The sequence below is a fragment of the Paenibacillus sp. GYB006 genome (genome assembly GCF_036577645.1).
GTDB lineage: Bacteria > Bacillota > Bacilli > Paenibacillales > Paenibacillaceae > Paenibacillus.
On the sequence record NZ_JARBDA010000006.1, the window covers coordinates 20278 to 41739 of the forward strand.

The following is a 21462-nucleotide window of genomic DNA, read 5'->3' on the forward strand; positions in this document are numbered from 1 at the left end:
TATATATGCATAAAAAGCACCATCTCTGCCTATCGCAGAAATGATGCTTTTTATTATTGTTCATGCCTGGCCTTCTATTTCAAACCTTTAGCCAGCTCATATCCAGCTTTCCAAATATCCCCTGCGCCCATAGTCAGCACTAGGTCACCTGGGTTTAATCGGTGTTCCAAATCTGCAACTACATCCTCTTTTGTCGGGAAGTAGGTTGCATTTGGATTACTGTTTTGCTTAATAAGCTCAACTAACTTAGAGGAATGAACCCCTTCAATTTGCTTCTCACCGGCAGGAGAGAAAATATCCGTAATAATGACTTCATCTGCTTCAGCAAATGCACGACTGAAAGCATCTAGCAAGAAGAAGGTACGAGTATAACGTTGCGGCTGGAATACAGCAATAATCCGTTTCCCTGTCGCTTTTGCAGCACTGATTGTAGCTTCGATCTCCGTAGGATGATGAGCATAATCATCAATAATCAGAATATCGCGCGCTTCGCCAAGCACCTGGAATCTGCGTTTTGCACCACTGAACTTCACGATCGCTTTCACGATGGATTCAAAAGGTATGCCTGCTTCTAAGCAAGTAATGATCGTTGCCATCGCATTGCTTACATTATGTTTACCAGGTACAGAAAGCTCTACTTTACCGAGCGGAGCTCCGCGATGATTCATCGTAAATGAAATATGACGATCACCAAGCGTAAGATCGGTTGCTGTATAATCTGCTTCTGCATCAATTGCATACGTAATAATGTTAGATTTGAGCTGTGGCATAATACTTTGAATGTTCTCATCATCTGCACAAACAATCGCACAGCCTTCAGGTTTCACCTGATTTAAAAACTTTACATACGCATTTTTCAGCTCATTAAAATCATTATTGTAATTTTCAAGATGATCCGCTTCCAGATTCGTTACAATCCCAATCCAAGGATGATAATGCAAGAATGAACCATCGCTCTCGTCTGCTTCAGCAACGACACAATCGCCTTTACCTGCTTTGGCATTCGTTCCGAGATTCATGATCTCCCCGCCGATGATGTAAGTAGGATCTGTTTCACATTCTTCCATAACAAGCGCGATCATAGAGGAAGTTGTTGTCTTACCGTGTGCTCCCGCAACGGCAACTCCCTTACGCTCGTTAAGTAAACGTGCCAACATTTGTGCACGGTGAAGAACCGGAATTTTTAATTGTTCCGCTTCCACTCGTTCCACATTGTCCGCAGTTGCAGCCGTTGAATAAACAACTAAATCTGCACCGTGTACCTGTTCCGCCGTATGGCCGATATATACTTTTGCTCCTTTTGCGGCGAGCTTTTCAGTTAGCTCCTGGGATGCCACATCCGAACCAGTTACCGTATAACCCATCTCTAGCATAACTCTTGCAATGGCGCTCATCCCATAGCCGCCGATACCGATAAAATGTACATGTTCCGTAGTATTCAACAAGTTTTCACCAACCTTTTTCAGAATCGGTTTGATGCAAAAGACTGGCCCGAACATCTGCAATTAGATACAATGTGCCGGACACAATCCCCAGATCGTCCGCTTCCGTCCGTAACTTAAGTAAGCTCAGTGCATTTTTCCATGAAGGTTCTACAATGATGTCAAGGTTTGGTTTGGCAAAGGATGGACGAAGCTCTTCTACCATATTTTTTAACTGTGCCGCATCCATTTTACGTCGGAAATCAGGCTCAGTCAGGATAAGCGTATCCACTAGTGGCAGTATATGCTCTAAATATGATTTGTGATGCTTATTCTCAAGCATGCCCATCATTAAAATTAATTTCCGATCTGCATACAAATCCTTTATCGTTCTGGCAAGTGTTTCTGCACCTTCCGGATTGTGTGCCCCATCCAAAATAAGAAGCGGATCATCGGACACTTTCTCAAAACGTCCGGCCCAGAATGCTCTGTGAAATCCTTTTTTCAAATCTTCCTCTTCCATATAGAACGCCATGTACTGGCGCAGCACTTCAAGTGTCATCAGAGCACAGGCAGCATTTGCACTTTGGTGCTTGCCCTGCATTGTCAGCTCCACATCAAGTTCACGAAACGGTCCATTATAATGGAATCTTTGACCATTCTTATTAACCTCAAGTTGCTCATAAGTAAACTGTTCGCCTGCAATATACAGGGTTGATTTTTTCTTAGCACAGGTTTCACGAATGATACGAATTGCTTCCGGCTGTTCAACCGTAGTAACAACAGGGACGCCGGGTTTAATAATCCCTGCCTTTTCAGATGTAATTTGTTCAATCGTATCACCAAGAATATCGGTATGGTCAAAACCAATATTCGTAATCACCGAAATGATAGGAGTCACGACATTCGTTACATCAAGCCTTCCCCCAAGCCCAGTCTCCCATACTATCACATCGGGATAGCATACCTCCGCATAATACAGAATTGCGAGCGCTGTCGCAACCTCAAACATCGTTGGAGATCCAAGTTCTGTAGCAGCTATTTCTTCCACAAAAGGCTTCAGCTTGTTAGCCAGCTTAAGCAAGGTGTCTTCCGGGATGTCTTCTTCATTATACTGAAATCGGTTTGTAAACTTGGTGATATACGGAGAAGTAAATGTCCCTACATCATACCCGCCCTGTCTAAGGGTAGAAGTCAGAAAGGCACAAGTTGATCCTTTTCCGTTCGTTCCCGCGACATGAATGAATTTCAGATGTTTATGAGGGTCGCCCAGCTTTGATAATAACAATTCAATTCGAGATAGTCCCGGTCTAATTCCAAAAGGAATAAGATTGTTAATCCAAGCTACTGCATCACTGTAGGTTTGTAGAGGAGCTGCACAAGCAGCTCCCGTGTTTTCAGACATTTTCTTCACCCTCCGATTGCGAAATTTGTGAGACTTTTCTTTAAGGGATACCGCGAAATAATAACCTATTTAATTAGCTTTGTAATTCCGCAATGCGAGCAATGACTTTACTGCGTTTATCAGAATAATCCGCAAGTTTTGCACGCTCTTCCTCAATAACTTTTGCTGGAGCTTTGGATACGAAGCCTTCATTGCCCAGTTTTTTCTCAATGCGAAGCACTTCTTTATCTAAATTCTCGCGTTCTTTCTCAAGACGAGCAATCTCCTGATCAATATCAATTAGTCCTGCGAGCGGGAAATAAATTTCAGCACCTGACACAATTGCCGTCATCGCTTTCTCCGGCGTAGGTAGAGAGATGCCTGTAGTCAGATCGGACGTATTACAGAATCTGCTAACGTAAACAAGGTTGTTATCGATGATCTGCAGCGCGTCCGCATTACTTGCATTTACATTCATTTCGATCTTCTTACTCATCGGCACATTCACTTCTGCACGAACATTACGAACAGCACGAATGAGATCCATCAGCATATTCATCTCGGCTACAGCCTGATCGTTAACAAGCTCTTCGTTAAATTCAGGCCATGCAGCAAGCGTAATGGTCTCTCCATCATGCGGCAAATGCTGCCAAATTTCCTCTGAAATAAATGGCATGAACGGATGAATAAGACGCATTGTATGATCCAGTACATAAGCAAGTACCGACTGTGTCTTACGTTTTGCCTGCTCATCTTCACCGTATAACGTCAATTTGGAGAATTCGATGTACCAGTCACACAGATCATCCCATATGAAGTTATACAGTGCACGTCCGGTTTCTCCAAATTCATAAGCGTCCATAAGACGAGTTACTTCTCTTGCTGTTTCATTTAGGCGATGCAGAATCCAGCGATCAGCCGTGGATAGTTCACCTGTAATATCAATATCCTCATATTTAATGCCTTCAAGATTCATGAGAGCAAAACGGGAAGCGTTCCAAATCTTATTCGCAAAGTTACGTGCTTGTTCTACACGTTCCCAGCGGAAACGAAGATCTTGTCCTGGTGTGCTGCCTGTTGAAATCATATAGCGCATCGCATCAGCACCATATTTCTCAATTACTTCAAGCGGATCTACCCCGTTGCCAAGTGACTTCGACATTTTGCGGCCATCAGCATCACGTACAAGTCCGTGCATCAATACGTCTTTAAACGGAATTTCATCTGTAAATTCAAGCGCTGTAAAGATCATACGAGCTACCCAGAAGTAGATGATATCGTACCCAGTCACGAGCACAGACGTTGGATAGTAGCGTTTCAGATCTTCTGCGTCTTCAGGCCAACCTAGAGTAGAGAAAGGCCATAACGCCGAACTAAACCAAGTATCAAGAACATCTTCATCTTGACGAAGATCTGCAGAGCCGCATTTGGTACAAGTCGTGAGGTCTTCCTGACTAACATGAAGCTCTCCACAAGCATTACAGTACCACGCTGGAATACGGTGTCCCCACCAGAGCTGACGAGAAATACACCAGTCGCGAACATTCTCAATCCAGTGAAGATACGTTCTCTCAAAACGATCTGGAACAAAGTTTACACCTTTTCCGTTCTTCTGAGCTTCAATCGCTCTTTCGGCAAGCGGCTGCATCGCAACAAACCACTGTGTAGACAGATAAGGCTCTACAACAGCACCTGAACGCTCACTATGACCAACTTGATGTACATGGTCTTCAATGTTAATGAGTACACCCAGTTCTTTAAGGTCAGCAACAATCTGCTTACGGCACTCACTACGGTCAAGCCCTTTATATTTGCCAGCTTCCTCATTCATAGTACCTGTCTCATCCATAACCGTGATTTGCGGCAGGTCATGACGAAGACCGACTTCAAAGTCATTTGGATCATGCGCAGGCGTGATTTTTACCGCTCCGCTACCAAACTCTTTTTCTACATATTCATCTGCAATAACAGGAATTTCACGGCCAATAATCGGCAGTACAAGTACTTTGCCAATCATATCTTTGTAACGATCATCTTCGGGATGAACCGCAACAGCCGTATCACCAAGCATGGTCTCTGGTCTTGTCGTTGCAACGGTAATGGAGCCGCTGCCGTCTTTTAATTCATATTTCAGATGATACAAGTGACCTTGTACTTCTTTATATTCGACTTCAATATCAGATAACGCAGTTCGTGCTGCCGGATCCCAGTTAATGATACGTTTCCCGCGGTAAATGAGACCTTTATTATACAGTGTAACAAACACTTCACGTACAGCTTTTGATAACCCTTCATCCAGCGTAAAACGCTCGCGAGAGTAGTCAAGAGACAAGCCCATTTTTGCCCATTGGGAACGGATTGTATTGTTATATTCTTCTTTCCAGTCCCATACCTTCTCAAGGAACTTTTCGCGTCCGAGATCATAACGAGTAATCCCGTCTTCTCTTAGTTTCTGTTCTACTTTAGTTTGAGTTGCAATTCCTGCATGGTCAGAACCAGGCAGCCAGAGCGCGTCATAACCTTGCATCCGTTTTGCACGGATAATAATATCCTGAAGGGTAAAGTCCAGCGCATGACCGATATGAAGCATACCCGTTACGTTTGGCGGTGGAATCACAATGGTAAAAGGCTGCGCATCCTTGCGCTGACCTGCTTTAAAGAAATTGTTTTCCATCCAATACGGGTACCACTTCTGCTCCGCAGCATGCGGATCATACGTTGTTGGCATTTCCGTCTGATTCGGCTGATTAGGTTGATTTGTTGCTTCAGACATATACATTCCTCCTGTTATTTTAGAAATCAAAATTCATTTTTTCATCAGTAGCAAGTAACGATAAAAAAAACAAAAAGACCCTTCATCCTCAAAGGACGAAAGGTCATTCTTTCGCGGTACCACCTTTGTTTCATACCAAAACATGATGACCACAAACTTTAGTTTGCGGGTTTGATATGACACTTTGTTAGGCAGTATAACGGCTGCAGCCGGCCACATTCTAGTGCTCTCTATGTACAAAGCATACGAAAGCATTCAAAAGGGCAACTCCCGGGTGACTTCGGATCAGTAAAGTATCCTGCGGAATCTCACACCAATCGATTCCACTCTCTGAAGGGTTTACTGCTTACTACTCCCGTTCTTCGTTGTTCCATGTGTAATTCAAGAGATCTATACGAACCACAATGAATTATATTCATTGTATCCCCAATCCTACAGACATCATACATTTCTAGTCTAAATTCGTCAACAGGCGAGCACCTATTTTCCGTATAGGGAAAGACTGGAGCAGGATTCTAGCTAAGTTTCATGAAGCGTCAAAATAAATAGCAAAAAAAGTGCCCCTGGCCGTTAACACGCCCAAGAACACATGGTTTTGTATATTAATTAAGGAATGTAAAGCACCTGTCCCTCTTCAATCGACTGCTCGGATAATCGATTATACAGCTGTAACTCACGTGTGCTTAGCTGATACCTATCTGCAATCGTATCCAAGGTTTCTTCCCGCTGTACTATACAGAGCTTGACCCTCTTGAATGGCGTCTGCTCAGAACTACCGCCAAGAAATAAGTTCTTCCACTGTACATCTTCTATCTGCTCTTCTTCACGCTTTTCTACTGGAATCTGCTCTTCTAACTGTAATACTTCTTCCGTTCTCTTGCTCTTCTGAAGAAGAGAGGTAATTCCATACGAATCAGCAGCAGGTGCATCATTCTCTTTTTTACTGCCAAAAGCAACCTTCAGCTCCGGTTTTTCGTCTTCTGCCTCTGGCTGAGGTACATCTGCTGTAAGCAGCGTTCCCTCATCCTCCCAGGTAATCTCCTGATCGTCACGCTGGATCGCGGCAGGCTCTGCTGCTTGTTCTTCTATAGGTGTTTCTGCTTCTTGAAGACCTAAAGCAGGTTCCGCAGGCGTTTCAAAATGCCAAACTTCTGGCGCGGCAGAGAGCTCAGTCGCCGAATTTTCTTCTTTCACGTCCTGAATATCTTTTGTCTCTCTTAGCTCCCCGTTCTCTTGATTCTCTATTCTCTGCTCTTCTATATTAGAATCTTCCTGCTGATCAGTACCATCATCTACCGAAAGAGTCTCATAAGGAAGATTCCAAACGTCTCGCTCCTCCTGCCCCTCATCATGAACCGAAGCCGGTGTTATATAAGGAGCATAAAATGTAGGCGGTACGGGAGAAGCGTCACTCGTGCGTTCTTGCTCAAATGAAGCTTCGTCATCTTCCCTAGCAGGATCGCGATGGTATGGATTATATCTGCTATACTCTTTTGGTTCGCTATTCCCCTGTTCAGAAGCTGAATTCGTGTGTACTACCGTAAATTCATCCGAATTCCAGGCAGGAGTTTCCTCTGTTTGAATCCCTTCAATTCCTCTGAGAGACAACACCCCGGTAATATTCAAGCTTCTTGTAGACAATAGGTCAACATCAAAATTCTCAATCTCAACAGCGATCTCTTCCACTGAGGCAACCCGGCTAAGCGGAATCGTAATCTCCACCGGGATCAGGTGCTGCAAACCTTCCTGCTCCTTATTCTCACCAACATACACACCTGACAACAGCAGATGGCCCCGAAGCGCTGCGTGCTCTTGATCTGTAATCACCTGTATTCGAGGATAAAGTTCAATCTCTTCAAGCTCTGCGATAGCGGGAACATGTTCTGGTAATTGAACACGCTCATAAATATCAAACCGAAGTCCGTAGGGCGGGTTTAACATAGCTGTAGTCCTCCTTTCGGGCATATAGTTACCATGAAAAAAGACCATGGCTTTCGCTCATGTGACGAGAGTTCAGCAATAAGTTTCTTCTCGTTGACATGTATATGCACCGAATAGAGGACTCATACCATTTTATAAGTATTCGCTCTATTGCACTTTTTTTCTCGCTTCATATAGTTCCGTCATATCTTCCGGCCAAGGCGCCTCAATGCTGAGCAGTTCTCCTGTAAACGGATGTTGAAACGTAAGCATCTCCCCGTGCAGGGCTTGCCTGCGGATCCCTTCTCTTCTGCCCCCATACAGTGTATCTCCGAATAAAGGATGACCAATGTGGCTGAGGTGAACTCTGATCTGATGGGTTCTCCCTGTCTCCAGCTCCAGACGGACAAGAGTTGCCTCGTTTAACCGTTCAGAGACCTTCATATGGGTTACCGCATGTTGTCCTGTAGGCGAAACCCTTCTTCTCTGTTTGTGATGACGATCTTTGCCGATCGGATACTGTAACACTTCTTCATTCTGAGTAATGACGCCATGAACGATTGCCACATAAGCGCGATCAATCGCTTTACGTTCCATCATCGAATTTAGTTTTAATTCAGCATATCGATTCTTGGCATATAGCACAGGTCCCGATGTATCTACATCGAGCCTGTGGATATGGCGTACTGCAATCTCTTGGCCCTCAGATTCATAGTAGGCAGCGACCGCATGATCCAGCGTAATAATTCCATCATGTCGCTCATTCCCATCAGGATGGACTGGCATACCTGTCGGTTTATTAACAACAAGACAAAAATCATCCTCATATAAAATATCAAGCAGAATATAACGCGGAGAGATACCTAAAGGTACAGACGGAAAAAGGGCCAGCCTCAGCCGGTCCCCCGCAATTTTGATCCCTTGATTTTGCTTCAATTCATGAAGAAGTTTAGGCGGCATGCCCAGCTCCTGCAAGAGCCAAGCTTCAGCAGCCTCATTCCGATTCTCGCCAGAGAGTGCCTTTTTTCCTGGAGTAAGCTCCAGCCATTCTCCTCTTCTTTTTGAAGTAATCATAGTTTTCTCAGCGCATTATAATTAGCTTCAATTGTATCTTCAATATCTTGTTCGGAATGCACACCCGAAATAAACATTCCTTCAAATTGAGATGGTGCTACGCTGACTCCTTCCTGCAGCAGATGTCCGAAATAGGCCCGGAAGAGATCCAGATTACTTGATTTCGCGATATCATAGTTCGTTACAGGCTCCTCCGTAAAGAAAGGACATACCATCGAGCCTACCCGATTGATCGTAATAGGAATACCAAGCTCACGTGCATTTTTCTCAAAACCAGCTTGCAGCTTCGCTCCCAGCATCTCCAAGCGATCATAGACTTCTTGATTGAGTAAACGGAGCGTAGTCAGACCTGCTGTCATAGCAAGCGGATTACCGCTCAGTGTACCTGCCTGATAGATCGGTCCAGAAGGAGCAATCTGCTCCATAAGATCACGACGACCACCATAAGCACCAACAGGCAGTCCGCCGCCAATTACTTTACCAAGGCAAGTCAAATCTGGTGTTACCCCAAATCTGCCTTGAGCACTGTTAAGTCCCACCCGGAAACCAGTCATCACCTCATCAAAAATAAGAAGACTTCCGTAATCTTCTGTCACCTGCCGGAGACCTTCCAAGAATCCAGCTACAGGCGGAACGACTCCCATATTCCCAGCAACCGGTTCAACGATCACAGCTGCGATCTCTTCTCCAAATTTCTCAAAGGCTACACCTACGGATTCAAGATCGTTATAAGGCACAGTGATTGTATTTACAGCAACCCCTTCTGGAACGCCTGGACTATCCGGCAGACCAAGCGTTGCTACTCCAGAGCCTGCTTTAATAAGCAAACTGTCTGCATGACCATGATAAGATCCTTCAAATTTCAAAATCTTACTCCGTCCCGTTATCCCCCGAGCAAGGCGGATGGCACTCATCGTTGCTTCGGTTCCCGAATTGACCATTCGCACGATATCAATGGATGGCACACGTTCACAAACAAGTTTAGCCATTTCTGTCTCTATTAAGGTTGGTGCGCCAAAGCTTGTCCCTTTTATTGCTGTCTCTTGAATCGCAGCGATAACCTCAGGATGAGCATGTCCCATAATAAGTGGACCCCAGGAAGCCACATAATCAATGAACGAATTCCCATCGATATCATAGATTCTTGATCCAATACCGTGATCTGCATAGATCGGTGTAAGTCCAACGGATTTAAATGCACGAACTGGACTGTTCACACCGCCCGGCATATACTGTTTTGCTTCTTCAAAAGCCTTTCTGGACCGTTCCTCCATACGAGGCTGACGTTGATTGATGCTCATTACTTTCACTCCTCTTTGTGTAGTTACTTCCTGCTTCTGCCGTGCCCTTATTTCTCTAAAAGCCAGCGAGCCGCATCTTTACCATAGTAAGTGATGATCATATCTGCACCTGCTCGTTTCATGCTCAGCAAAATCTCCATAGCCACTGATTTCTCGTCTATCCATCCGTTCATTGCTGCTGCTTTCACCATCGCATATTCACCACTTACGTTGTAAGCGACCAGCGGGAGATCAAATTGATCTTTGAGGGTTCGCATCACGTCTAAATAAGAAAGAGATGGTTTTACCATCAGCATATCTGCTCCTTCAAGAACATCACTTTCTGCTTCACGAAGCGCTTCCCGTGCATTTGCTGGATCCATCTGATAGCCTTTGCGATCCCCATACTGCGGAGCAGAGTCAGCTGCTTCACGGAAAGGTCCGTAGAAACCGGAAGCGTATTTTACAGAGTAGGACATAATGGGGATATTCTCGTACCCTGCTTCATCCAAACCTTGGCGAATTGCACCCACAAATCCATCCATCATGTTAGAAGGAGCAATAATATCGGCACCTGCTTCTGCTTGGGATACCGCCGTTCTCACAAGTAGATCAAGCGATTCATCATTCAGAACATGTGCATGTACATGCCCGTCTCTTTCATGAGTATGAACCATTCCGCAGTGTCCATGATCTGTAAATTCACACAAGCATGTATCAGCAACAACCAGAAGGTCTGGATACCATGATTTGATCAGCCTTGTCGCTTCCTGAACAATTCCATCTTCCGCGAAAGCAGATGACCCTACTGCATCTTTCGTTTCTGGAATTCCAAACAAAAGCACAGCTGGAATGCCGAGTTCAGCAATTTCTTGTACTTCTTCTTTTAAGGTATCTAAAGAAAAACGGTAAACACCAGGCATGGAAGAGATCTCCTGTTTCACTCCCGTTCCGTAAGTTACATAAATCGGTTGAATAAAATCACTCACATGAAGATGTGTTTCACGCACCATACTGCGAATTGCGGCAGTACTGCGCAAGCGACGAAGTCTAACATTTGGAAATCCCATAATCGATAATTCCCCTTTCTGTCTTCCTTTATATAACCTAATTATTTATTTTAGTTCGCACAAAGCATCCGTCAGACTGTCCATTGTAGCCTTATCCGATATGATGCTTACAGAAAGACCCGCCTTCTCTGCCTCCTGAGCAGTAACGGAACCAATACATACGATATGCACTTTATTAAGAAGCTCTACTGGATTGTCATTACCCATTTTCTTCAATAGTGCAAGCAAGTGTGTTACGGTAGAAGAGCTTGTAAATGTGACAGCATATATTTTCCCTTTTTCCAGTAGCTGAATGACATCATCATCCCATTCATCGGGAATCACTGTCTCATAAATGTGTGAAACAGTAACTTCCAGTCCTTTTTCACGTAGTCGATCTGGCAGCCAAGACCGCGCAAGATTTCCACAAGGCAGGAGAACCTTCTGACCTGGCAACAATTCATCGCCAAAAGTGTCCATTAATCCTTCTTGCTGGTAAGACCCTTGCACTTCTTCTGCTACAATTCCTCTACTTCGTAAAACTTCTCTTGTAGTAGGTCCAATTGCTACGATTCTAGCTTTTGATAATGCACGGATATCCAAGCCTAGCTCTTCGAGATGCTTAAAGAAGTATTCCACTCCGTTAACACTCGTAAAGAATACCCAATCATACTCTGGCATAGAGGCGAGTGCGTTTTTGATCTGATCTCTTGTTTCTGCTGAAGCGGGAGGCAATGTTTCAATTACAGGCAGCTCATAAGCTTCTCCGCCAAGCTCTTCAATTCGATCTACCAGATCGATCGCTTGTGTTCTAGCCCGTGTAACCAAGATCCGTTTACCGAACAAAGGCATGGATTCCACCCATTTAAGCCGTTCACGTTGTTTAACCACATCGCCTACCACGATCACGCCGGGCGGAAGGAATTTATTCTCTATTACTTTGGCTTCAATATCCTCCAGCGTTCCGATTAGTGTATCTTGTTCAGCCCAAGTTCCCCAGCGAATAAGAGCCACAGGTGTATCCTTTGGTCTGCCATGATCCATCAGTTGCTTACTAATATATCCAATATTCGCAACACCCATCATAAACACAAGTGTTCCGGTTGCATTCGTTACCTTATCCCAGTGGATCGCTCGGTTCATCTTCTCTGGGCTCTCATGTCCTGTAATAATCGAAATAGAAGAAGCGTAATCCCGGTGAGTTACGGGTATTCCCGCATAGGCAGGTACACTGATTGCAGAAGTTACCCCTGGTACAATCTCAAAAGGCACGTTATTCTGCTTCAATAATTCTGCTTCTTCACCCACTCTTCCAAAAATCGTAGGGTCTCCGCCTTTTAGACGAACGACCTTCTTTCCTGCTAGAGCTAAATCAACAAGAAGCTGGTTAATATCTTCTTGTTTCATCGTATGACGATTCGTTTTTTTGCCTACATAAATTTTTTCTGCACCTGGTTTCATAATTCGAAGCAGTCTTGGGCTCGCTAGTCGATCATATACGACAACGTCTGCCTTTTGAATACATTCCCAGCCCTTAACTGTAATGAGCTTTGCATTGCCCGGACCTGCCCCTACTAGATAAACTTTTCCTGTCATGGAGATCATCCCCTTACATCTGCTAGTATCTTCTCCGCACCCATTTCAATTAATCGGCTGGCCACAGCCTTACCAAGCTGTTTTGGATCAGAACCTGTTAAAGTTTGTTTCAATACGGTGAGCCCATCAGGTGTTCCTACCATACCCGTGAGTTCAATCTGTTTGTCTTCCGCGTTGCTACCCGTAACCCATGTGGCATAAGCACCAATAGGAACCTGGCAGCCACCGTTCAGCACATGTAAAAATTCTCGTTCAGCAGCAACCGGTTTGGCTGTTATTTCATCATTATATAAAGAGAGAAGTGCAAGCAGTTCCTCGTCATCTTTACGGCATTCAATGCCAAGTGCCCCTTGACCAACCGCTGGCAAACAAGTTTCAGGAGATAAATATGAAGTGATTCGATCACTCCATCCCATGCGTGAAAGACCTGCTGCAGCTAAGATAATTGCTTCAAATCCTTCCGTCTCCAGTTTACGCAAACGAGAATCAATATTCCCGCGAATCCACTCTACATTGAGATCAGGTCGATAAGCCTTTAACTGACTGGCCCGGCGAAGACTGCTGGTACCGACTTTTGCTCCATGGGGAAGCTCATCAAGCGAAGCTCCATTACGAGAAATCAAAGCATCTCTTGGATCCTCTCGTTTGGGTACCGCTCCCGTCGTAAGTGATTCAGGTAGTACCGAAGGCATATCTTTCATACTATGTACCGCCATATCAATCTCTTTGTTCATCATTGCCTGTTCGATTTCTTTGACAAACAGTCCTTTGCCGCCTACTTTTGACAGCGTAACATTTAGAATCTGATCTCCTTTAGTGACAATTTTCTTCACCTCAAAATCAAATTCAAGTCCATGCTCTGAACATATCTTTTTCAAATCTTCGATGACATGACCCGTCTGTGTCAATGCCAACGCACTTTGTCTGCTTCCCACGATAATTGTACGCATCTTGTTACTCCTCCCGATTGGCAGTAATCCACTTTATCATTTCTTCCTGTGACCATGGACGATACCGTTTTTCTCGTATTTGTACTAAAATATCCATTTCAAGCACCCGATCAAGCAGGCGCTTTCTATCTCTCCGATCTTCGACTTCAAACTGAATGACTTCTCGGAATTGTTGTAAAAAATCAAGGTAAATCTGATACTCATCCCCATAATCTGTTCTCAGCTGTTCAATAATTTGCTTTGCAAGTCCTGGGCTTGCGCCTGATGCAGAAACCGCAATCGTTAATTTGCCTCGGCGTACAGAGCCAGGAGTAATAAAATCTCCGGTACTCGGTGCATCTGCACTATTCACAAGAATATTCCTCTGCTTGGCTTCCGCAATCACTTGTGCGTTTACTTCCGGACTGCTCGCAGCCGCATATACAAGAAAAGCCCCTTCCAGGTCTCCCTGGAGATAGGGCTTCTTACGCCATTCGGCTTCACCCCGGTCAACCATGTGAAGAATTTTCTCCGTCACTTTGGGGCTAATAATAGTGAGCAGCGCTCCTGAACCTGCAAGAGCCTCTATCTTTCGCTCCGCTACCTTACCTCCGCCGATAACAATGCACCTGCGCCCTGAGCAATTCAACATAACTGGTACATAGTGATTCTCCATGCGCTTATGCGTCACTCTCCCGTCCAGCGATGAAACATAGACCAAGCGTTACTCATAAAACTAATAATAACAAAAGCATATCCAATCAAAATCCATCTTGCCATTACATGCTGGGGTGCATCAATATATCGTTTGGATACAAAATAACCAACATAGATACATAGAGCAATAAAAGTCGCGAGTACTTTCAGATCCAATAGATAAAGCCACTGCTTCTCGGCAACGATCGACAAAATAGCGAGGATCACAGATATGCCAAGAATAGGTGTACCGATCAGGCTGGCTTTGTTCATATACAATTGCAGAATTTCAAGGCTTGGCACACGTCTCATTGAATCATTCCATCGCTTTAACTTCAGTCTGTAATGTAAAAAGAGATAAATCATTGCAAAAACTGCCGATACCGTCAGTGCTGCAAATCCAAGATTTGCAAGTGCAATATGCATTACCAGCATACCATGTACGGTCTGCCAGTTGAGCAGTGTATTCTCACTCGGTGCGAGCCAAAAGTCACTAAGCACCAAAGCGCTGAAACTGACTACATTCAGAAGGAATACAATGTATTCAGACCTCTGTCCCCGGCTTAATATGAATGAAATAAGTACGATACAAAAGGAAAACAAGAAAATAAAATCGTACATGGAGTAGATAGGAACATAACCTTGATTGACCGTATAAAACACAAGGTACATAAACTGCATTATCGATACAATAACAAGAAGCCCTGTGCCTATCCGCTTTGCACTCGCATTACGACGAATACAATCCGAGAAATAAAACAGAAGGCTCAGAGCGTAAATATAAATGATGAAACTGTGAATTGTATCATGAACCGTCACTTAGCTCTACACCGCCTTACAGACTCACAGGAACATAAGTTAGACGCGAAGATTCCTTTGCAGCGCCATGGTTCATTTCCATGGCAGGCTGTAAGCTCCCATGTGAAAGAGCAACGTCCTGTTTCTTGTCATCGATCTCATCCTCGAGCCCAAACATTTTGGTGAACATCAATAAAGCATCGTCTGCATTTTTTTCTGCAGCCATTTCTTTAATTTGGTTAATCGGCTCATGAGTTATTTGATTCAGCATACTTTTGGTAAGCCGCCGAATGACTTTGCGCTGCCTGTCATCCAGTTCCGGCAACTTATTAAATAAACTTTCGAGTGTATCCTCGTGAACAGTATTTGCTTTTTCTTGAAGGGCACGAATGACAGGGCGTACCCCCAGTGTTTTAAGCCACTGCTGAAAAGCTATCATTTCTTCTTCAATAAATGCGTCAATTTTAGCGGCTTCCATACGGCGCATTTCAAGATTGGTCTCTACTACGCCTTCCAAATCATCAATATCATATAAGTAAACATTGGACATATCACTGATTGCAGGATCAATGTCTCTTGGAACGGCAATGTCAATCATAAAGAGCGGACGTGCTTTTCTCCGCTTCATGCTTTCTTTTATCATATCCACAGAAATAACAAAGTCTTTGGCACCCGTAGAACTGATCAGAATGTCAACTTCATGTAACCTAGAAAATGCCTGTTCCATAGTACAAGCGGTTCCTTGAAATTTCTTTGCCAATTCTTCAGCGCGTATAAAGGTCCGATTCGCGACAATAACTTCTTCCGCTCCATTTGCGTACAAATGTTGCACGGTAAGTTCGCTCATTTTTCCTGCACCAAGAATCATTACTTTTTTGTTCGAAAACGACCCGAAAATCCGCTTGCCAAGTTCCACGGCTGCATAACTCACCGAAACGGCAGCTTCCCCAATGGATGTTTCAGAATGTGCCCTTTTACCAACCGTGATCGCATGTTTAAATAGTTCATTAAACCACGTACCTGTTGCTTTCTCTTGCTGTGCACATAAAAAAGCTTGTTTGACTTGCCCAAGAATTTGAGTCTCTCCGATAACCATAGAGTCAAGCCCGCTTGTCACACGAAACAGATGACGGATTGCCTGCTCATTTTCGTAGATATAAAGATGTTGGGTAAATTCTTCACGGGAAATCCCGAACCATTTCTCCATAAAACTACGAATAAAATAGCCGCACATATGAAGACGATCGACTACCACATACATTTCTGTCCGGTTGCATGTAGCTACAATGACGCCTTCCAATACACTATTTGTCTTTTTTAGCTGCTGGAGTGCAAGGGATAAGTCCTTCTCATCAAACGTAAAACGTTCCCTGACTTCTACAGGCGCTGTGCGGTAGTTCAATCCAACTGCGACGATGTGCATTGCAAGTTCACCTGCCTCTACGATTTTGTAAATTTGTAAATGATCTATATCACAATGCGCTGTAAACAGCACATGATCTTGAGTACATAATGCAAACAATAACCAGTATAACATATGTATTTGCCCGGCTAAGTGCTTTTTATGACATGTTTATGAAATCCTCATTTTAAAGGTATAGCGCTCGCTTAATTTTACCGGCTCTTCCTATCTTTATGCAGGGACGCAGGCAGCCTGCACCTTTTTAAGTTAAAATCTCAACCTCTAATTATTCATCCCATTAAGTATACCAGAATTGTAAAATATCTACATATATAAAACAACCATGGATTATTGATCCATGGTTGTAAGTTCATTTCATATTATTAACTTTCCATCAAACAAGTTCGATTTGATTCATTTCAGGCGTTTCGACCTTCATTTCACCTAAACCGCGAACTAATTTTTTGGCGTACGTTTTTTCTGGTTTTAATACGGACACCAGGTAGTCAATGGCTAACTGCGGGTCTACCGTTTCTCCACAAGTGTAACAATCAATTGCGGCAAAACCTCTCTCAGGGTACGTGTGAATCGAGAGATGGCTCTCTGACAGCAATACAAGTACTGTCGCTCCTTGAGGTTCAAATTGCTTTGATTGTACAGACAATACTGTAGCACCACAAGCCTCAGCTGCATCAATCAACTGTGCTTGCAAAAACTCCTCATTGTTCAGCAAATCGAAGTCGACTCCCCAAGTATCAACAGCAACGTGTCTTCCGAAAGTTGAATATTCCATCTTCCGGTTCCCCCTTCCTAGGAATAAAATGTTTGAAAAAATTTCATCCGCTAGGACCTACGTCATTCACTTCCCGAGGGAATAATCTCTCGCAACATTCAATGTCCTGAGTGAATCCTGGTTCCTATATTCTTTTCAACGAGATTAAAAATAACATCTATCTGAGGCAATTGCAATAGTTATTTTACAAGTACTACAAATAAATACATTCGCTACTATGAGATAGATCACACAACCTTCATCATCAGAATTACCGGGGTTTAAATCTAAGCTTCACTCCGGTTTGATACACCGATTTTTCGTAAGGATTTGTGATCTAAAAAGGGCATTCATCCATTATTTATATCAAACAAAAAAACTCCATACCACAATAGGGTAAGGAGTTTTTGAAAAATAAAATGCTAACGTATTTCCTTACGGAAATACTTATGCTTCTAAAGCGAATAAAGTAACTGTATGAGTGCGCAATTGCTCGTCAATCTTAGCAATTTCTTCTTGACTACAAGTTGCATTCCGTAAATCAAGCAGTCCGTTAACTCTTCTTTTAACCTTTGTAATCTGTTGCTCGATCTTTCTCATTCGGAATACATCTTCCATTTCCTGAAGTGTATTTTTGTATTGATATACCGTCTGGGATTGATTTTCTTTTACTTCAACAATTTTTCGCACAGATCCTTTTGAATAAACATAAGACATTGTAAACCCAGCATATACCCGATTTACAATCCCATCTCCTTTAAAGCTAAGGAATAACCTCCGCACTAAATTAGCTAAGTGTAGATTTACCAAGCGGCAAGATAACTCACAGACATAAAACCCTTCTCTACGATCAAATGGAAAATGAACTTCCTCGCCTGCATGATCCTCTAGTACAACTTCCTGTCCCCCATTACCGAGAACTTTCACTCTTGAATGGACCTGGCCGTCTTCTGCCATCTGCAAGAACTGTTTCATTTGAGTTTCCGACAATTTCAAAGTGGCTTTAACATATTCTGTGGCTAACCGCTGAGCCATAAAAATCTCCCCAATTCTTTCCTGATTCATCAGGCCGGTGTATTCACCGGAATTTTCGTAACAAGCTTATGCCTGACTCTATTATACACTACCTTTTAAACGGTTCGCTCCTTCTCTAAACCATAAAAACTCGCGCAAAAACCGTAAAAAAAGGGATAAGCGCTTAAATTCTATAGCTGATAGGGAAGTTGCTCACTTTCCTGCATTAAAAGTTCATGCTAACTCTGTCATCCTGCATTTTAGGCTTGTCACACTTCGTGAGTTGAGGTTTCCTGACCTTCTTCTACTTCATCCTGCTCTTCTTCCTCACCGAATGGATCATTAGAGAATGCATAGCGGGAAATCACTGCCCATAGTTCATCTCTGCCAAGACCTTCTTCCGAAGAAAAAGATACAAATGAATCATCTGGATGGATCTGAAGGGCTTCTTTTATAATTTTTGCATGTCTCGCACGTTTTGTTTTTGGAATCTTGTCCATTTTTGTAGTCACGATGCAAACAGGAAGACCATGGTGTTTGAGCCAATCATACATCATAATGTCATCCTTGGTTGGTGCATGACGCATATCGATCATCTGCATCACAAGTTTAAGCTCTTCACGTTCGAGCAAATATTGCTCCATCATTTTCCCAAATAAGGCGCGCTGTGTTTTGGAAACTTTGGCATACCCATAACCCGGGAAATCAACAAAATAAAGTTGATCATTAATACGATAATAATTAAGTTGCTGGGTTTTACCTGGTGTGGAACTTGTTCGTGCCAGGTTTTTACGATTAATCATTCGATTAATCAGCGATGATTTACCCACATTGGAACGCCCTGCCAGAGCAATCTCCGGCAAGGCGTCCTCAGGATATTGACTAGGGCTTACAGCACTAATAATAAATTCTGATTTTGTTACTTTCATAGTTGATAATTGTCCTCTCTAATGCACTCCTGCTTGTTCTACAAGAGCATGCTGCAGTACTTGATCCATATGAGCAACAGGAATGAATTCGATATCTTCCCGAACACTGTCCGGAATGTCTCTTAAATCACGTTCGTTGTCCTTAGGTAATAAAATTTTCTTGTATCCAGCTCGGTGAGCGGCCAGTGATTTTTCCTTGAGTCCCCCGATGGGTAGCACTCGCCCCCGCAGTGTAATTTCACCCGTCATCGCTACGTGTTTGGATACATGACGATTCGTAAGGGCTGAAATAAGTGCGGTTGCCATCGTGATCCCAGCTGATGGGCCGTCTTTCGGAATAGCACCTTCCGGAATATGAATATGAATATCATTTTTCTCATGGAAGTCTGGCGCAATCCCCAGTTCAATCGCCTTGGAACGGGTATAACTGAATGCTGCTTGTGCAGATTCTTTCATCACGTCTCCAAGTTTCCCAGTAAGGGTTAACTTGCCTGTACCCGGCACAACGGTCACTTCAATCACTAAAGTTTCGCCGCCAACCTCAGTCCATGCTAGACCTGTCACTGTACCGATCTGATCTTCAAGATCTGCTACACCGTATCTAAATTTACCCGGACCAAGATAATCTTTAATCTCTTCCGGTGTAATGACGATACTTCCTTCATATCCTGTCACAATTTTCTTGGCTGCTTTACGGCAGAGGGATGCCATCTGTTGTTCTAAGTTCCGTACTCCGGATTCTCTTGTATATTCACGAATGACTTTCAGCAGTGTGTTTTCACCAACCTGAAGCTGCTGCTCCGTAAGACCATGTTCTCGAATCTGTTTTGGCAGTAAATAGCGATTCGCGATTTGCAGTTTCTCAAGTTCCGTATAACCCGGAATATTCAAAAGTTCCATACGATCAAGAAGAGGTCTTGGAATACTGTGTACCGTATTGGCAGTTGTCACAAACATAACGTTCGACAAATCAAAAGGCAGCTCCACAAAATGATCACTAAACGTGTTATTTTGTTCCGGATCTAACACTTCAAGAAGCGCTGATGACGGATCACCGCGGAAGTCAGAAGCCATTTTATCGATCTCATCGAGTAAGAAGACAGGGTTTAGTGAACCGGCTGTTTTCATACCTTGAATGATTCTGCCCGGCATTGCGCCTACGTAGGTACGGCGATGACCGCGAATTTCTGCCTCGTCACGGACTCCGCCAAGTGAGATACGTACAAATTCTCGTCCCAGTGATTTCGCTATAGACCGGGCCAGAGAAGTTTTCCCTACCCCAGGAGGCCCTACAAGACAGAGAATCGGACCTTTGAGCTGCTTAACCAGCTTCTGAACGGCTAAATACTCAAGCACTCTCTCCTTCGGTTTCTCCAGACCATAATGATCTGCATCAAGCACTTCTTCGGCAGCCTGAATATCAAGATCATCTTCCGTCGAACGGCTCCAAGGCAAAGCGAGCAACCAATCCACGTAATTTCGAATAACGCCGCCTTCAGCAGAGCTTGCTGGCATTTTCTCAAGACGATCGATTTCTTTGTTTACCTTCTCTTGAACCTTCTCGGGCAGATCAAGAGCAGCTGCTTGGTTTCGCAGTTCTTCCACTTCACCCGCACGGCCTTCTTTTTCTCCGAGTTCCTTTTGAATTGCTTTCATTTGCTCACGCAGATAATATTCCTTCTGCGTTTTTTCCATCTGCTTTTTCACACGCTGGCTGATCTTACGTTCAAGCTCCAGAACTTCCCGCTCGTTATTAAGAATATCGAGGAGTTTCTCAAGTCTTTGCTTGACGTTAATCGTCTCCAGAATTTCTTGTTTATCCTTAATCTTAAGAGAAAGGTGACTGGTTATTACATCCGCAAGACGCCCAGGTTCTTCAATATCAGACACTGCTGCGAGTGTCTCCGGGGTAATCTTTTTAGACAGATTTATATAATTTTCGAACTGGTTCAGTAACGTTCTCATTAGAGCATCCGTCTCTGGATGGTTTGTCTCTTCTTCAGGAAGTTCGACTGCCAGCACTTCATAAAAATCAACATTATCTGTGTATTCGGTAATCTCCGCACGTTCCAATCCTTCTACAAGGACCCGAATCGTTCCATTCGGAAGCTTCAGCATCTGTCTGACCTTAGCCACTGTGCCGATCCGGAAGATATCTTCTCTTGTAGGTTCTTCAATATTTACTTCAGATTGGGAGCACAGGAGGATTAAATGTTCTTCTACCATCGCTTTTTCCAAAGCCTTAACTGATTTCTCCCTGCCCACATCGAGATGTAGTACCATACTCGGGTAAACAAGAAGTCCTCTCAAAGGCAGTAAAGGAAAACGACGACCTTTGGCTTTGCTCGGTCCCATCGCTTTCACACCTCCAATGGCTCTCAAGTTGTTATCATTCATTATTTTATCAAATGTTCACATAAAAAAC

16 protein-coding genes and 1 other annotated feature are annotated in these 21462 nt (G+C 43.6%); all 16 genes read right to left on the reverse strand.

Translation table 11 applies throughout. From position 1 onward, the window contains the following. Nucleotides 1-74: 74 nt before the first annotated feature. A complete protein-coding gene (gene murC / locus PV403_RS15075; protein ID WP_213535176.1) occupies nucleotides 75-1442 on the reverse strand; it encodes a UDP-N-acetylmuramate--L-alanine ligase in 1368 nt (455 codons plus the stop codon). 7 nt (nucleotides 1443-1449) lie between these two features. Beyond that, a complete protein-coding gene (locus tag PV403_RS15080; RefSeq protein ID WP_213535177.1) occupies nucleotides 1450-2826 on the reverse strand; it encodes a bifunctional folylpolyglutamate synthase/dihydrofolate synthase in 1377 nt (458 codons plus the stop codon). A 73-nt stretch (nucleotides 2827-2899) separates the two neighbouring features. After that, entirely contained in the window at nucleotides 2900-5578 is a 2679-nt protein-coding gene (locus PV403_RS15085; protein ID WP_213535180.1) for a valine--tRNA ligase, read from the reverse strand. Between the two features lie 88 nt (nucleotides 5579-5666). Continuing rightward, nucleotides 5667-5950: a binding site (T-box leader), on the reverse strand. A 234-nt stretch (nucleotides 5951-6184) separates the two neighbouring features. Beyond that, complete coding sequence (locus PV403_RS15090) at nucleotides 6185-7519, reverse strand: LysM peptidoglycan-binding domain-containing protein (protein ID WP_332085160.1); 1335 nt, start codon at nucleotides 7517-7519, stop codon at nucleotides 6185-6187. A 147-nt stretch (nucleotides 7520-7666) separates the two neighbouring features. Beyond that, a complete protein-coding gene (locus PV403_RS15095; protein WP_332085161.1) occupies nucleotides 7667-8572 on the reverse strand; it encodes an RluA family pseudouridine synthase in 906 nt (301 codons plus the stop codon). Continuing rightward, a complete protein-coding gene (gene hemL / locus PV403_RS15100; protein ID WP_213535186.1) occupies nucleotides 8569-9873 on the reverse strand; it encodes a glutamate-1-semialdehyde 2,1-aminomutase in 1305 nt (434 codons plus the stop codon). The genes PV403_RS15095 and hemL overlap by 4 nt, the downstream gene beginning before the upstream one ends. Before the next feature lie 47 nt (nucleotides 9874-9920). Beyond that, nucleotides 9921-10922 carry a porphobilinogen synthase gene (gene hemB, locus PV403_RS15105; RefSeq protein ID WP_213535187.1) on the reverse strand — a complete coding sequence of 334 codons (1002 nt, stop codon included), beginning with the start codon at nucleotides 10920-10922 and terminating at the stop codon, nucleotides 9921-9923. A gap of 45 nt (nucleotides 10923-10967) precedes the next feature. Then, nucleotides 10968-12497, reverse strand: coding sequence for a uroporphyrinogen-III C-methyltransferase (gene cobA, locus PV403_RS15110; protein WP_332085163.1), 1530 nt, complete (start codon nucleotides 12495-12497; stop codon nucleotides 10968-10970). 5 nt (nucleotides 12498-12502) lie between these two features. Next, nucleotides 12503-13447: a hydroxymethylbilane synthase gene (gene hemC, locus PV403_RS15115; RefSeq protein WP_213535190.1), complete on the reverse strand. Its 945-nt coding sequence runs from the start codon at nucleotides 13445-13447 to the stop codon at nucleotides 12503-12505. Nucleotides 13448-13451: 4 nt separating this feature from the next. Then, entirely contained in the window at nucleotides 13452-14117 is a 666-nt protein-coding gene (locus PV403_RS15120) for a precorrin-2 dehydrogenase/sirohydrochlorin ferrochelatase family protein (protein ID WP_332085164.1), read from the reverse strand. Next, the gene (ccsA, locus tag PV403_RS15125) at nucleotides 14114-14941 is read right to left on the reverse strand and encodes a cytochrome c biogenesis protein CcsA (RefSeq protein WP_213535194.1); all 828 of its coding nucleotides are present in this window, start codon (nucleotides 14939-14941) and stop codon (nucleotides 14114-14116) included. Before ccsA ends, PV403_RS15120 begins: the two co-directional genes overlap by 4 nt. 16 nt (nucleotides 14942-14957) lie before the next feature. After that, nucleotides 14958-16343 carry a glutamyl-tRNA reductase gene (hemA, locus tag PV403_RS15130; RefSeq protein ID WP_332085266.1) on the reverse strand — a complete coding sequence of 462 codons (1386 nt, stop codon included), beginning with the start codon at nucleotides 16341-16343 and terminating at the stop codon, nucleotides 14958-14960. A 373-nt stretch (nucleotides 16344-16716) separates the two neighbouring features. Continuing rightward, entirely contained in the window at nucleotides 16717-17115 is a 399-nt protein-coding gene (speD, locus tag PV403_RS15135) for an adenosylmethionine decarboxylase (protein WP_213535195.1), read from the reverse strand. 426 nt (nucleotides 17116-17541) lie between these two features. Further along, nucleotides 17542-18129, reverse strand: coding sequence for a non-ribosomal peptide synthetase module (locus PV403_RS15140; protein WP_213535196.1), 588 nt, complete (start codon nucleotides 18127-18129; stop codon nucleotides 17542-17544). A 248-nt stretch (nucleotides 18130-18377) separates the two neighbouring features. Then, on the reverse strand, nucleotides 18378-19037 hold the full coding sequence (gene yihA, locus PV403_RS15145; RefSeq protein ID WP_213535198.1) for a ribosome biogenesis GTP-binding protein YihA/YsxC: 660 nt from the start codon (nucleotides 19035-19037) through the stop codon (nucleotides 18378-18380). Nucleotides 19038-19055: 18 nt separating this feature from the next. Beyond that, nucleotides 19056-21392 carry an endopeptidase La gene (gene lon, locus PV403_RS15150; protein WP_213535199.1) on the reverse strand — a complete coding sequence of 779 codons (2337 nt, stop codon included), beginning with the start codon at nucleotides 21390-21392 and terminating at the stop codon, nucleotides 19056-19058. Nucleotides 21393-21462: the final 70 nt, after the last annotated feature.

Coding starts and splice junctions, on each gene's coding strand:
- PV403_RS15080 (WP_213535177.1), bottom strand. CDS start 2,826: ATGTCTGAAAACACGGGAGCTGCTTGTGCAGCTCCTCTACAAACCTAC.
- PV403_RS15085 (WP_213535180.1), bottom strand. CDS start 5,578: ATGTCTGAAGCAACAAATCAACCTAATCAGCCGAATCAGACGGAAATG.
- PV403_RS15090 (WP_332085160.1), bottom strand. CDS start 7,519: ATGTTAAACCCGCCCTACGGACTTCGGTTTGATATTTATGAGCGTGTT.
- PV403_RS15095 (WP_332085161.1), bottom strand. CDS start 8,572: ATGATTACTTCAAAAAGAAGAGGAGAATGGCTGGAGCTTACTCCAGGA.
- hemL (WP_213535186.1), bottom strand. CDS start 9,873: ATGAGCATCAATCAACGTCAGCCTCGTATGGAGGAACGGTCCAGAAAG.
- hemB (WP_213535187.1), bottom strand. CDS start 10,922: ATGGGATTTCCAAATGTTAGACTTCGTCGCTTGCGCAGTACTGCCGCA.
- cobA (WP_332085163.1), bottom strand. CDS start 12,497: ATGACAGGAAAAGTTTATCTAGTAGGGGCAGGTCCGGGCAATGCAAAG.
- hemC (WP_213535190.1), bottom strand. CDS start 13,447: ATGCGTACAATTATCGTGGGAAGCAGACAAAGTGCGTTGGCATTGACA.
- hemA (WP_332085266.1), bottom strand. CDS start 16,343: ATGCACATCGTCGCAGTTGGATTGAACTACCGCACAGCGCCTGTAGAA.
- speD (WP_213535195.1), bottom strand. CDS start 17,115: ATGGAATATTCAACTTTCGGAAGACACGTTGCTGTTGATACTTGGGGA.
- PV403_RS15140 (WP_213535196.1), bottom strand. CDS start 18,129: ATGGCTCAGCGGTTAGCCACAGAATATGTTAAAGCCACTTTGAAATTG.
- yihA (WP_213535198.1), bottom strand. CDS start 19,037: ATGAAAGTAACAAAATCAGAATTTATTATTAGTGCTGTAAGCCCTAGT.
- lon (WP_213535199.1), bottom strand. CDS start 21,392: ATGGGACCGAGCAAAGCCAAAGGTCGTCGTTTTCCTTTACTGCCTTTG.